This is a genomic window from Nitratireductor aquibiodomus NL21 = JCM 21793 (genome assembly GCF_000615975.1).
GTDB lineage: Bacteria > Pseudomonadota > Alphaproteobacteria > Rhizobiales > Rhizobiaceae > Nitratireductor > Nitratireductor aquibiodomus.
Genome location: NZ_BAMP01000113.1, coordinates 1 through 12274, shown reverse-complemented (window position 1 = coordinate 12274; position 12274 = coordinate 1). Strand labels below are relative to the sequence as shown.

13 protein-coding genes and 1 pseudogene are annotated in these 12274 nt (G+C 60.5%); 6 read left to right on the top strand and 8 right to left on the bottom strand.

Going from position 1 to position 12274, the window contains the following annotated elements; genetic code table 11:
• From JCM21793_RS30660 to JCM21793_RS20690, 3 genes are all read right to left on the bottom strand, one after another.
• A partial coding sequence (locus JCM21793_RS30660; RefSeq protein WP_036541170.1) for a YMGG-like glycine zipper-containing protein occupies positions 1 to 165 on the bottom strand: 165 nt, incomplete at its 3' end.
• Positions 166 to 321: 156 nt separating this feature from the next.
• Complete coding sequence (locus JCM21793_RS20695; RefSeq protein WP_007009807.1) at positions 322 to 1398, bottom strand: GGDEF domain-containing protein; 1077 nt, start codon at positions 1396 to 1398, stop codon at positions 322 to 324.
• Positions 1399 to 1523: 125 nt separating this feature from the next.
• A complete protein-coding gene (locus tag JCM21793_RS20690; protein WP_025031578.1) occupies positions 1524 to 2354 on the bottom strand; it encodes an aldo/keto reductase in 831 nt (276 codons plus the stop codon).
• 88 nt (positions 2355 to 2442) lie between these two features.
• Here JCM21793_RS20690 and JCM21793_RS27420 point away from each other — a divergent pair.
• From JCM21793_RS27420 to JCM21793_RS31350, 3 genes and pseudogenes are all read left to right on the top strand, one after another.
• Positions 2443 to 3440 (top strand): annotated as a pseudogene (locus JCM21793_RS27420) (acetyltransferase domain-containing protein).
• A complete protein-coding gene (locus JCM21793_RS31355; RefSeq protein WP_306306793.1) occupies positions 3427 to 3678 on the top strand; it encodes a hypothetical protein in 252 nt (83 codons plus the stop codon). The pseudogene JCM21793_RS27420 and the gene JCM21793_RS31355 overlap by 14 nt, the downstream one beginning before the upstream one ends.
• 50 nt (positions 3679 to 3728) lie before the next feature.
• On the top strand, positions 3729 to 3902 hold the full coding sequence (locus JCM21793_RS31350) for a methyltransferase family protein (protein ID WP_306306792.1): 174 nt from the start codon (positions 3729 to 3731) through the stop codon (positions 3900 to 3902).
• Between the two features lie 15 nt (positions 3903 to 3917).
• On the opposite strand, the gene JCM21793_RS20675 is transcribed toward JCM21793_RS31350, so the two are convergent.
• A complete protein-coding gene (locus tag JCM21793_RS20675; protein ID WP_007009810.1) occupies positions 3918 to 4304 on the bottom strand; it encodes a MerR family transcriptional regulator in 387 nt (128 codons plus the stop codon).
• Positions 4305 to 4866: 562 nt separating this feature from the next.
• Here JCM21793_RS20675 and JCM21793_RS20670 point away from each other — a divergent pair.
• Positions 4867 to 6048, top strand: coding sequence for an MFS transporter (locus JCM21793_RS20670; RefSeq protein ID WP_244439926.1), 1182 nt, complete (start codon positions 4867 to 4869; stop codon positions 6046 to 6048).
• Between the two features lie 134 nt (positions 6049 to 6182).
• On the opposite strand, the gene mgtE is transcribed toward JCM21793_RS20670, so the two are convergent.
• Positions 6183 to 7544 carry a magnesium transporter gene (gene mgtE, locus JCM21793_RS20665; RefSeq protein WP_051556252.1) on the bottom strand — a complete coding sequence of 454 codons (1362 nt, stop codon included), beginning with the start codon at positions 7542 to 7544 and terminating at the stop codon, positions 6183 to 6185.
• Positions 7545 to 7842: 298 nt separating this feature from the next.
• Here mgtE and JCM21793_RS20660 point away from each other — a divergent pair, with 298 nt between their 5' ends.
• A complete protein-coding gene (locus tag JCM21793_RS20660) occupies positions 7843 to 8295 on the top strand; it encodes a TspO/MBR family protein (RefSeq protein ID WP_025031576.1) in 453 nt (150 codons plus the stop codon).
• 53 nt (positions 8296 to 8348) lie between these two features.
• Complete coding sequence (locus JCM21793_RS20655) at positions 8349 to 8627, top strand: hypothetical protein (protein ID WP_155983501.1); 279 nt, start codon at positions 8349 to 8351, stop codon at positions 8625 to 8627.
• A 113-nt stretch (positions 8628 to 8740) separates the two neighbouring features.
• Here the strand turns inward: JCM21793_RS20655 and proX are convergent, their stop codons facing one another.
• From proX to JCM21793_RS20640, 3 genes are all read right to left on the bottom strand, one after another.
• A complete protein-coding gene (proX, locus tag JCM21793_RS20650) occupies positions 8741 to 9751 on the bottom strand; it encodes a glycine betaine/L-proline ABC transporter substrate-binding protein ProX (protein ID WP_007007876.1) in 1011 nt (336 codons plus the stop codon).
• A 115-nt stretch (positions 9752 to 9866) separates the two neighbouring features.
• Positions 9867 to 10838, bottom strand: a complete 972-nt coding sequence (locus JCM21793_RS27410; RefSeq protein WP_155983500.1) for an ABC transporter permease — start codon at positions 10836 to 10838, stop codon at positions 9867 to 9869.
• The gene (locus JCM21793_RS20640; protein WP_025031574.1) at positions 10795 to 12045 is read right to left on the bottom strand and encodes a quaternary amine ABC transporter ATP-binding protein; all 1251 of its coding nucleotides are present in this window, start codon (positions 12043 to 12045) and stop codon (positions 10795 to 10797) included. The genes JCM21793_RS27410 and JCM21793_RS20640 overlap by 44 nt, the downstream gene beginning before the upstream one ends.
• Positions 12046 to 12274 lie beyond the last annotated feature (229 nt).

Genomic DNA, 12274 nt, shown 5'->3' with positions numbered 1-12274 from the left:
ATCGCCACCGGCAAGAAGTCCAACGCCTGCACCAGCCAGCGCACCGAGCGCAGCCCCGCCGGCCGTGTTGGAGATTTTCTGCTGACCGGTATAGGGATCCGTGCTGGTCACGCAGCCGGCAGAAAACCCTGCCACGAGCGCAACCGCGATGGATTTCTTCAACATTGTCCGTATCCTCACTTTTAAAATACCTGCGACGTGAATCGCGCGCAAATCGCCCCTCAAGCCCCCGTGTATCACAAATCGGGCGAAATTCGGCGCAGCTTTCGCCAAACTATAGGCAAAGTTGAGGAAAATGCATCCGTTACAGAGGCGATCGCATCAATCGTTTCTGTAGAGCAGCCAGTTCTTCATGAACTTGCCTTTCGGGATGCTCGAGAACAGGGTCACGCGGTTGCGGCCATCGACCTTGGAAGCATAAAGGGCCTGATCCGTCTTGGCGTAGAGTTCATCCGCATTGGCGGCATCGCTTGCCATGCAAACCCCGAGCGAAATACGAATGGGCCCGCATTTGCGGGCGCCTGAACCAACAATGAACTCTGCCTTTTCGACAGCCAGACGCACCGTTTCGGCAAGCTTTACGGTCGCCTCCTCCGATAAGCCTTCAACGATTATGGCGAACTCCTCGCCGCCGGTGCGCGCGACGAAGCAGTCATCCGTGCACTGGGTTTTGAGGATCTGGGCCACGCCCTGGAGTATCTTGTCGCCGATCGGGTGGCCATATTGATCATTGATGGCCTTGAAGCCATCTATGTCTGCCAGAATCAGCGCATGGAACATGACTGAGCGCTGTTCGTCGAAAATGCCGGCCATGCGCTTGTCGAACGCCCGCCGGTTCCAGATCCGGGTCAGGGGGTCGGTGTCGGCAAGCCGCTTGTAGCGCTTGAGCTGGGAACGCACCTCTTCAAGCTCACTGGATTTTTCCTCCATGGCCTGCGTTATCTGGCGCCCCTGCGCGATCGTGGTCTCGGTCGCGGCAGCCATGATACCCACGATTTTGCGCATGATGTCGTGCGACATCTCGCTGCGGCCCTTAAGCCCGCTGGACGTCTGATCGAGGATAACACCGAACTTCTCCAGAGAACTGCGTTCACGACCAAGCAGCGACAGTATCTCCTGGGCGCGCGACGCGATCTGCTCCTGCGCATTCTCGACAATGGTCTGCCGGCTGTTCTGCGTGAAGTATTTGAGCGCCAGCCTGTCCAGGGCTTCCTGGGTCGGGCGGCCGTTCAGCGCCTCAAAATCACGGACGAGATCGCGGTTCGTACCGGTAAAGACCTCGTAGAAGATTTCGTAATTGCGTGGCAGGCCAGTCACCCCCATGCGGCGCATGGAGCTTGCAATCATGCCGGCAATGTCGGTGGGCCCCTTTTCCGGGGCGCCTGAGATCTGCAACATGCGCTGTCCACCTTCCCCCAAAGGCATGGATGCCCGACACCACGCAGCCGTGAGCCCGCGACAACCTTGGGTACCCTATTTTACATCAGCTAACGCAGGGTTAACCTGCATTCTCCCGAAGGCATTCAGCCCCGGTCCCAGACGGGCGAGAAGTCGTAATCGCAGATTCGGCTTCCTCGCTGCCGCAGGGCCGAGATGGCCCCCATTTCCTCAGCGTTCAGGGAGAAATCGAATATGTCTGCATTCTCGGCCAGACGACCCGGATTGCTGGTGCGCGGAATGGCGACCACGCCTTCCTGCTGTACATGCCAGCGCAACACGATCTGTGCCGGCGTCTTGCCATAGCGTGCGGCCGGGTTTGCGACTGCCGGTTGCGAGAAGAGATCGCCGCCGCGCGCCAGCGGGCAATAAGACACCATTGCCATCCCCGCAGTGCGGCACGCCTCGTGTACCCGATCCTGTTTCAGGAAAGGGTGATACTCGACCTGGTTTGCCACAAGTGGAGCGTCGGAAAAATGCACGGCCTCTGCCAGAAGGGCTGTCGGAAAATTCGATACGCCGATATGGCGCGCAAGCCCGCCTGCGCGGACACTGTTGAGCGCCCGCATGCTCTCGGCCAGATCGATATTCGGGTTCGGCCAGTGGATCAGGAGAAGATCGACATGGTCAAACCCCAGTCGCGCCAGACTGTCTTCCGCAGAGCGCTCGAGGTCGCCGCCTCCAATGTCCGTCCACCAGACCTTGGTGGTCAGAAACACCTCTTCCCGCTTCACGCCGGAGGCACGAATGCCTTCGCCGACGGCTTCCTCATTGTCATAAGCAGCGGCGGTATCAATGTGACGATACCCGACCTTCAATGCCTGCGAAACGAGCTCGGTGCAGGCCTGTCCCTTCAAAGTCCAGGTTCCCATGCCCAGAACCGGGATGGATGCGCCGTTCGCCTCAACCGTCTGCATTGAATACCTCTCCGTCTTTCGGCCACTTTTAACGCCGACTAATATAATCACAACATAAAACAATGATTATACCCGGGGCGAACAAAGGATGCGGCATCGAGCGGCAGGCAAATCACGCATCGAAGCCATCGACATTGCCCGTGGCGCCGCACTTGTCGCCATGGCGGTCTATCATTTCGGATGGGACCTCGAATTCTTCGGCTATATGGATGCCGGAACCACTGTCACGGGCGGGTGGCGCCTGTTTGCGCGCAGCATTGCAACATCATTTCTGTTCCTGGTTGGCGTCAGCTTTATCTCGCCCATGAAAACCGGATTCGCCGGAGAGCTTTCCTAAAACGCCTGGCCATGATCGCCGCGGCTGCGGCGGCAATTTCGGTAGCCACGTGGTTTGCGTTCCCTCAGGGCTTTATTTTCTTCGGCATCCTGCATCATATCGCCCTTGCAAGCCTGCTCGGCCTCGCATTCCTGCGTTTTCCCGCCTGGGCCATGCTGGTGCTCGCCGCCGGATGTGTGGCCGCACCGCACTTTCTCAGCGCGCCGTTCTTCGACGCACCGGCCCTCTGGTGGGTCGGGCTCTCCACGTTCCGCCCGCCGTCAAACGACTACGTGCCGCTGGTTCCCTGGTTCGGTGCCGTCCTCGCCGGCATGGGGGCCGCCCGCATCGCCAGAGATACGGGGGTATTTCACGTACTGGCATTGATGAAGCCGGCGCGCTGGCACCTGCCCTTCACCTTCGCCGGTCGCCATAGCCTCGCCTTCTACCTTCTGCACCAGCCGATTCTGATCGGCTGTGTGTGGGTTCTCGCCCAGCTCTGGCCGCCGGCAACGGAACCTATAGAGCTCCGCTTTACAGCGGCATGCGCGCGCCAATGCGCGGAGACGCGCGATGCAGCCTTTTGCGCCACCTACTGCGCCTGCTTCACCAACGCGCTCACGACCGAGAACCGCCTGGAGGCCGTGATGTCGGGGGCGCCTGGAAACGAAACGCAAAGCCGCTTGAGCGAAATCGCCACCGAATGCACTATGCGTGCAGAAACGGGGAGCGATTCTGCGCAGCGGGACCTTTCGAATGAGCGACCATGAACGGCAACCGGCACGATTTCCATGGCCGCCCGTCATCTATCTGGCGGCGATCGCCATCGCAGCAACACTCGGAATCTTCTATCCACTGGCGTGGTTCGGTCCGCCGCTTTCCGACATCCTTTTCGCCATAGGCTGCCTGCTCATTGTCGGGTTTGTGATCCTCGACGTGCAGGCCATGCGCACGCTCCACAAGGCGGGGACGGCAATTCTGCCCACACGTGGCGCGGATGCCTGGTGACCTCCGGCCCCTTCGCCGTCAGCCGAAATCCGATCTATTTGGGAAATTCGATGCTTCTGGCAGGAATTGCCCTGGTTTCGGGCAATCCATGGTTCCTCGTGCTTCTCGTCATTGCCTGTTTCCTGACGCAGAAACTGGCAATCGAACCGGAGGAGCGGCATCTCGCTCTGCGTTTCGGCAAAAAATATCGAGACTATCAGAAACGCGTGCGCCGCTGGTTCTGAACCCCTTAACCGGTATCAGGTGGTCACGCCCAGTTCCGCCAGACGTTCCACGCAGGCTTCTTCTGCACGTGAAAGCTCTTCAAGCGTGTCTTCAAGATCGCGGCGCTTCTGCCGCAAATCCTGCTGCTTTTCAGAAATCCTCGAAAGCATGAGCTTGAGCTGTCCGATCTCGCCGGGCGGGGCCTTGTAGACCTCTATGATCTCGCGAATCTCGGCAATCGAAAAACCGATGCTGCGTCCACGCAGAATCTGCCGGACGAGATGGCGGTCGGACGGACGGTAGAGACGTGTCCGCCCACGTCGAACCGGCTTGATCAACCCTTCATCCTCATAGAAGCGCAATGTCCGGGTGGAAATGCCGAACTCACGCGTCAGCTCGGTGATGGAGTAGTAATCGCGCATCGCGCCCTGCCCTTTGATGACGGCCCCCTGTCGCCCATCCCGGACGATGCCCCTGTGGTGAGTGCCGCGTTATTCTTTTACTGGACCATGCAGCAGGCGCGCAGCCTGCCGACGTCCACCCCGCTAAGCCTTCAATCGAGAGCATTTGTTCAACGAGGAGGATCAAAGTCGCACGGTTCTTACGTAAAAGTCAATTTCTCGGGCACTATGTCGGGAGACATTGCGGGGGACATCCGCCAGTGGATGGGCGCGCAGCCGGAAACAGGCTTTAAACGGGCAATCGCGAACGGGACCGCTGCATAAAGGCCCGCCCGGACCACGCACAGCCGGGCCCGCCTCCATGCCAGGCACTCGGGCTGACAGCAGCCCATTCCCATGGACAGGCACCGGAGCGGGCGTGGCCCTACGGCGTTCTTTCCCTCTCGGCTATGAAAGAAGACCAGTTCGCGCAGGTTCGTCCGCGCGGGCGAACGCTTTCGAACAAGGACCGACCGGCTTGCAACTTCGCCCTGCCCATAACGCCAGCGAAACGGTGATCGACGGTTCCTATGCCTGGTTCCGCATGACGATCGCGCTGCTGCTGGGCACATTCGGCACGGTGGGGCTGTGGGCCTTCGTCGTTGTGCTTCCGCCCATTCAGGCTGAGTTCGGTGTCGACCGTGCCGCGGCGTCCCTGCCCTATACGAGCTCCATGATCGGCTTTGCGCTTGGTAATGTACTTATCGGGCGATTTGCAGACCGGATCGGCGTGGCGCTGCCCGTGGCAATCGCGGGTGCAGCCCTTGGCGCTGGCTTCATCGCCTCAAGCTTCACGACCGCGCTCTGGCAGTTCGTTATCCTTCAGGGGCTGATCGGACTCGGCGGCTCGGCCTGTTTCGGCCCGCTTCTGGCGGACATTTCCCACTGGTTCGAGAAGCGCCGGGGCATCGCCGTGGCGGCGGTCGCCTGCGGCAATTATCTTTCCGGTGTCCTCTGGCCGACCGTCATCAAGTTTGCACTGGAACACACGAGCTGGCGGGTCACGTTTCTCGGCATCGGCATTTTCTGCATCGTCAGCATCGTGCCGCTGGCGCTTCTGATGCGGGCAAGGCCCGATGTGAACCAGGCCGACGATATCGCAGCCGCCCATTTGCGACGCCCGGGCGGACGAAAGCCGATCGACCTCTCGCCGCGCGTGCTGCAGGGGCTTCTGGTGCTCGCCGGGCTGGGCTGCTGCGTCGCCATGTCGATGCCGCAGGTGCACATCGTCGCCTATTGCATCGACCTGGGTTTCGACATCGCACGCGGCGCGGAGATGCTGTCGCTGATGCTGGGCGCGGGCATTGCCAGCCGGCTGGTTTCGGGACTGCTCGCCGACCGCATCGGCGGCGTGCCGACACTGCTGATCGGTTCGGTGCTGCAATGCCTGTCGCTGTTCCTTTACATACCCTTCAACGGGCTCGCCTCGCTCTACATGGTGTCGTTCATCTTCGGCCTGTCGCAGGGCGGCATCGTGCCGAGCTATGCGATCATCGTGCGCGAATATCTGCCCGCACGCGAGGCCGGTCAGCGCATGGGTGTGGTCATCATGGCGACCATTATCGGCATGGCGCTCGGCGGCTGGATGTCGGGCTGGATCTATGACCTGACAGGCTCCTATCAGGCCGCTTTCCTCAACGGGATTGCCTGGAACCTCGGCAATATGGCCATTGCCTTCTTCATACTTTACCGCGAGCGGCGGTCGGCAATGCCGGTGCCTGCCTGATCTGGAGCGCTTTCACTTTTCTGGATATTCCCCTAGAGCGGTTCACCGTTTCACGGAAACGCTGATCCACTCTATCTGTCTGTCTTTCCGCATTTATGCGGACGTCAGGTGATTCCACCTGACTGCAAAATGCTCTAGATCCCAAACCACCAGGTGGCGAGGCCGAGGAAGGCGAGGAAGCCGACCACGTCGGTAACGGCAGTCACGAATACGGCTGATGCCACTGCCGGGTCGGCGCCGACCCGGTCGAGCAGGAGCGGGATGAGAATGCCGCCAAGGGCCGCGACGAACATGTTGATGATCATTGCCGCAGCGATGATGCCGCCGAGATTGTAGTCCTGAAACCATGTGGCCGCGACCACGCCGATCAGCGTGGCGAACACGACGCCGTTCAGGAGGCCGACACCCATTTCACGGCGAATGATGCGGCCGGCATTGTAGATGTCGATGTCGCGGGTGGCGAGTGCGCGCACCGTGACCGTCATGGTCTGCGATCCGGCATTGCCGCCCATGCCGGCAACGATGGGCATCAGGATGGCGAGCGCCACGACCTTTTCAATCGTATCGTCGAACAGGCCAATGACGGAAGCGGCGAGGAACGCGGTGATCAGGTTGACCATGAGCCAGGGGACGCGCGAGCGTGCCGCCGTCCAGACACGGTCGGAGAGTTCCTCGTCACCGACGCCGCCGAGGCGCAGAAGGTCTTCCTCCGCTTCCTGCTGGATGACGTCGACCACATCGTCGATGGTGAGCACGCCGACGAGGCGTTCGTTTTCGTCAACAACGGCGGCCGACAGAAGGTCGTATTTTTCAAAGATCTGCGCGGCTTCCTCCTGGTCCATCGTGGCCGGGATGGCGTGGCGCGTCTCGCGCATCACATCCTCGATCTTCACCCCGCGCTTGGTGCGCAGGATGCGGTCGAGATCGACGGCGCCCACGAGGCGGAAGGTGGGGTCTATGACGAAAATCTGCGAGAAACTTTCGGGCAGGTTCTGCTCTTCGCGCATATAGTCGATGGTCTGGCCGACGGTCCAGAACGGCGGGACCGCGACGAACTCGGTCTGCATGCGCCGACCGGCCGTCTCTTCCGGGTAGCCGAGCGAACGGCGCAGGCGCACGCGCTCGGTGAAGGGAAGCTCGGCCAGAATCTCGTCCTGGTCCTCCTGGTCGAGGTCCTCCAGAATGTAGACGGCATCGTCCGAATCGAGCTGTTCGACGGCGCGTGCGACCTGCTGATTGGGCAGGTTTTCGAGGATTTCGAGACGGATCGCCTCGTCCACCTCGGTCAGCGCGGTGTAGTCGAAATCATCGCCCATCAGCACGACGAGCGCGAGGCGCTGGTCGGGCAAAAGCGCTTCGAGCAGGTCACCGACCTCGGACTGGTGAAGCGCGCCGACTTCCTGGCGGAGCGTGATTGTGTCGCGGTCGGCTATGGCTGCGCCGATATGAGCGAGGAACGGCGCTGCAACCACACCGTCTGCGTCATAGATGCCCATGGTTTCCGCGCCTTCGGCGTTGGCGTTCTCGTTCAGTCCTTCCGGTTCGCTCAAATGGACCTCCCTGGCTGGGATCTAAAGCTCTGCGAACGGGCGCAGCCTTCTTCCGGCAATACAGATGCGTGTGCGACACGGCAACCGGGGTGACGTGCTTTCCGCTTGAGATTTTGATTATGCGCCTGACCTGTCCGCGGCGCGGCCCGTCTGGATGGAACGCAAACGAGCCTGAAACGTTAATGTGATTAAGCCAAACAGGTTCCCCGATCTCGCCCCGTTCCCAACACTTCTGGACGTTCCCATGCCCCTTCTGCGCGTTCTCCCGTTTTTCCTTATTCTCGTTGTCGGTGGCGGCCTCGTCATAGGATATGTGACGGCTCCCGGCATCTGGTATGCGGGGTTGAACAAGCCTGCGTTCAATCCGCCAGACTGGGTTTTCGCACCCACCTGGTCGGTGCTTTATGTGCTGATCGCCGTGGCGGGTGCGCGTGTCTGGCTCAGAGGGCGCCGCGAGCTGGCGATGCGCCTGTGGTGGCTGCAGCTGGTGCTCAACTTCGCCTGGTCGCCAGTCTTCTTTTCGCTGCACATGATCGGCCCTGCGCTTGTGATCATTCTGCTGCTACTGGCCACGGTCATCGCCTTCATCATCGCAAGCTGGCGCGTGGACCGCCTTTCGGCGCTCGTGTTCCTGCCCTATGCGGCCTGGGTACTTTTCGCCGGTCTGCTCAATGGCGCAATCCTGCTCCTGAACTAGAAAATTTTTGAGACAACCTGTCGAAACAAGCCGGCGTACATTAAATGAGTATCATGAGACTGCCTGTCAGACACATGACCATCCTGATGGTCGCGACCGCCCTTACGGCGGCGCTGGCTGCCGCCCCGGCCTCCGCAGATGAAGTGTGGGCGCATGACGCGGAGCGGTCGCGGCAGGCACGCATGCAGCGCGACCTGGAACGCAGCCGCGACATGCAGGAGGACCAGCATCAGGAATGGATGCGCGGCCAGCGGGACATTCCGCGCCTGATCACGCCCAACACACCCAATCTGAATGTGCCGATCTACACGTCCCCGCCCCGGCTTCAGTGAGGACGGCGACCCGCGCTTTGGAACTGCGAACGTAAAAAACCGCGCGCCGGTCAGAGCGCGCGGTTCAGTTGTTTCAGAAGGCCCCGGGAAAATGAGGCCCCGTATGAAACGGGTTATTCAGACGCCTTGCGGGCTGCATCCAGCCAGCCGTCGACCGCATCGCGGTTTCCGGAAATCCAGTCCGAAGCCTGCTTCTTGATGTCTTCGGGTTTGTCGGCGCCGTCATTCATCGCCGAATTCTGGGCAAAGATGTCTTCAAGCGGGATCGATGCCGATTTGAGCAGCGTTGCGACGGCGGGGTTCTCCTCCAGGAATTTGGAGTTGGCGACCGGAACGATGTCGTTGGCCTCGAAGCCCATGACGCATGGATCGGCAACGCAGGCATCAATGCCGGCAGCGGCGTTCTCATCCGTTGCCTCTTCGGGAACCTGGATCCAGACCACGTCTTCGCCAAGCTTCAGCTCATTGACGGTCCAGTTGGGCGTCCAGGTGTAGAAGAGGATCGGCTCACCGCTCTCATAGGCAGCAACGGCATCAGCCATCGAAGCCGAATAGCTCGCCTTGATCTCGTTGATGTGATCCTTGAGGTCATACTCGGTCAGATGATCCTCAATCGCCACTTCACAGCCCCAGCCGGGCGGGCAGGCAACGAGATCGGCCTTGCCGTCGCCGTCACGGTCAAACGCTTCCTTGACTTCGTCGCGCTTGAAATCGTCAAGCGTCTTGATCTCGAACTTCTCAGCCGACGCCTTGTCGACGAGGTAGCCCTGCAGCGCGCCGCCGGCCGCGACAGCACCGATGATCTCGGCGGATGCCTCGAAAGCCGGGCGATAGGTGTCGTGGATCGGGAACCAGCCGTTCACCCAAAGGTCAACATCGCCATAGCCGACCGCCTGGTAGAAGGGCGGGTTGTCGAGCGTGGTCGGGCCTTCGACCGTGTAGCCAAGCTCTTCAAACATCTGCTTGTAGATTTCGGCGTGGAACCAGCCCGTGTCCCAGGTGGCCTGAGCCATCTTGATGGTCTTGCCGGCGCCGGGGCCGTCCTGCGCCATCGCCGGCATTGCGACGGAGCCGAGCAGCGCGAGCGCTGCGATTGCGGGAATGGTTTTCTTAAGACCAGTCATAATAAGCAGTCTCCTTAAATTCGTGTTCATGAACTGTGGCAGCGTTCGGGGTCAGGACCTGGCCGCTGCCGTGAAAGCGGAACGCGCAGTCGCGTCCCGCGAGACGGACGGTGCCCTATGCGGCCTTGCCCGCTTTTTCTTCGTCACCCGGCTTGCCGAGCGCAAACATCGAGCGCAGCGTCTGCCAGAGCGAAGGCGACTGCACGGCTTTTTTCTCGCCGAGCGATTGCGTGATGCGATCGAGAATGATCGCCAGAAGCACGATGCCGATGCCGCCGGCGGTGGCCGCGCCCACATTCAGGCGCCCAAGGCCCGTATAGACCGTGAGGCCAAGCCCGCCGGCACCGATGAGTGCAGCAATGACCACCATGGACAGGGCCAGCATCAGGGTCTGGTTCAGGCCGGCCATGATGGTGCGCAGGGCCAGCGGAAACTGCACCTCCCACAGCATCTGCCAGCGCGTGGAGCCGAAGGCTTCCGCCGCTTCGATCAGATCACCCCGTACATTGCGGATGCCCAGATTGGTGAGACGGATGATCGGCGGCAGGGCAAAAATGATCGTGGCGATGATGCCCGGCACCATGCCGACGCCGAACAGCATCACGATCGGCACCAGATAAACGAAGGACGGGATCGTCTGCATGATGTCGAGAATCGGTCGCACGACGAACAGCACACGATCACTGCGCGCGCTCCAGATGCCGAGCGGAATGCCGATAATGGCGCAGAAGAGAACCGAGGTGATGATCATCGACAGGGTGGTCATGGTTTCCGGCCACAGGCCGATCATGTCGATAAATGCGAGCGCAACAAGCGTGAAGATGGCGACGCCGCGTCCAGCGGTGCGCCAGGCGATGAGCGTGAGGCCCGCCGTGAAAACCAGCATGGGCAGCCAGTGGAAGAAGGCGTCGAGCCAGCTAGAACCGCCGTCACCGGCGTCTGCATCGCCCGGAAGAACGGTCGGAAATTCGGCACCAGAAAGTCGCGGACGAAACTGTTTACCCAGTCGTCGAGCGGAATCTGAACGAGATCGGCGGGGCTGATCATTGGCGTTCTCCTTTCTGTGCGGAGCTGGCTTCGGCTTCATCCACAGATGCTGCCGTATCGTCGTTTTCCTCGCCCGAGAGCTGGGAAAACACCGCCTGCGGCTCGATTACCCCGGCGAGACGGCCACGTTTGTCGGCCACGGCAATGGGGTAGCCGGCACTCGCTGCACCATAGAGCTCGTTGAGCGGCGTCTCGCGCGAAACGGTCGGAACCTCCGTAACCAGCACTTCCGAAAGGTCGGTGCGGCCTTCCTCGCGGGCGGCAACCGCCAGTTCCTGATACGTCACGAGACCGGCGATCCGGTCCTCTTCGACCACATAGAGCGCGTTGCGGTTGTGCTCCTCCATCAGGTCGAGCGCCTTTTCCGCAGCCCCCTTCTCCCCGAGTTCCACGGTAATCGGACGCTCGGCGACATGAGCAGCGTCGAACACGCGCCCCCGATCGATGTCGCCAACGAAGGCGGCAACATAGTCATCGGCGGGATTGTCGACGATCTCCTGCGCGGTGCCGACCTGAACGAAGCGTCCGTCCTTCATGATGGCGATCTTGTCACCAAGAAGCAGCGCCTCATTGAGATCGTGGGTGATGAAAATGATGGTCTTCTTGAGCTTTTTCTGCAGGTGAAGGAGCTCTTCCTGCATTTCGCGGCGGATCAGCGGATCAAGCGCACCGAACGGCTCGTCCATCAGCAGAATCTCGGGATTGGTGGCGAGCCCGCGTGCAAGCCCGACGCGCTGCTGCATGCCGCCCGACAGTTCGTCCGGATAGCTGTCCGCGTAGGCTGCAAGGCCGACCTGCTCGAGCGCGGCCAGCGCCTTCTGGCGCCGCGACGCGGCCCCTTCTCCCTTGATTTTCAGACCATAGGCTGCGTTTTCCGCGACGGTCTTGTGCGGGAACAGCGCGAAATGCTGAAACACCATGGTGATCTTCTCACGCCGCACCCTGCGCAGGCGCTCGGCCGAGCAGCTCGCCACGTCGTCTTCGTCGATCAGGATTTTGCCATAGGTGGGCGGGATCAGGCCGTTCAATGTTCTGACGAGTGTCGATTTCCCGGAGCCGGACAGGCCCATCACCACGAAAATCTCGCCTTCGCGGACATCGAAACTGACGTCCTGTACACCGACCGTCTGCCCCGTTTCCTCGAAAATCTCGATCTTGGACTTGTCCTGTTTCAGACCTTCGAGCGCTTGTTCTGGATAGTCTCCAAATATCTTGTAAACATTCTCGACCCGTAGCTTGGGTTTCATGATTCCTCTTGGTTGATTATTTTATGGAAAATGAAATACAGGCCGAACACCTGCAAAATATTTCACACAGGCCTGCATGCTGCAGGTACACCGTGAGACTTCATTCCGCCTCACACGTCATGTGAAAATACCAGACATGGCTACTGACATAACGCGCGTTATTTCAAATCGCAACAGTGAGTGAAAATTAATTCAGCGTTCAGTCTGATTGAACCGACCGCGCCAGCCA

Bases quoted from the DNA above. Each gene is read 5' to 3' on its own strand.
- JCM21793_RS20695 (WP_007009807.1), bottom strand. From the start codon at position 1,398: ATGTTGCAGATCTCAGGCGCCCCGGAAAAGGGGCCCACCGACATTGCC.
- proX (WP_007007876.1), bottom strand. From the start codon at position 9,751: ATGACTGGTCTTAAGAAAACCATTCCCGCAATCGCAGCGCTCGCGCTG.
- JCM21793_RS20655 (WP_155983501.1), top strand. From the start codon at position 8,349: ATGAGACTGCCTGTCAGACACATGACCATCCTGATGGTCGCGACCGCC.
- JCM21793_RS20675 (WP_007009810.1), bottom strand. From the start codon at position 4,304: ATGCGCGATTACTACTCCATCACCGAGCTGACGCGTGAGTTCGGCATT.
- mgtE (WP_051556252.1), bottom strand. From the start codon at position 7,544: ATGGGCATCTATGACGCAGACGGTGTGGTTGCAGCGCCGTTCCTCGCT.
- JCM21793_RS20640 (WP_025031574.1), bottom strand. From the start codon at position 12,045: ATGAAACCCAAGCTACGGGTCGAGAATGTTTACAAGATATTTGGAGAC.
- JCM21793_RS31355 (WP_306306793.1), top strand. From the start codon at position 3,427: ATGAGCGACCATGAACGGCAACCGGCACGATTTCCATGGCCGCCCGTC.
- JCM21793_RS20660 (WP_025031576.1), top strand. From the start codon at position 7,843: ATGCCCCTTCTGCGCGTTCTCCCGTTTTTCCTTATTCTCGTTGTCGGT.
- JCM21793_RS27410 (WP_155983500.1), bottom strand. From the start codon at position 10,838: ATGAAGCCGAAGCCAGCTCCGCACAGAAAGGAGAACGCCAATGATCAG.
- JCM21793_RS20690 (WP_025031578.1), bottom strand. From the start codon at position 2,354: ATGCAGACGGTTGAGGCGAACGGCGCATCCATCCCGGTTCTGGGCATG.
- JCM21793_RS20670 (WP_244439926.1), top strand. From the start codon at position 4,867: ATGACGATCGCGCTGCTGCTGGGCACATTCGGCACGGTGGGGCTGTGG.
- JCM21793_RS31350 (WP_306306792.1), top strand. From the start codon at position 3,729: ATGCTTCTGGCAGGAATTGCCCTGGTTTCGGGCAATCCATGGTTCCTC.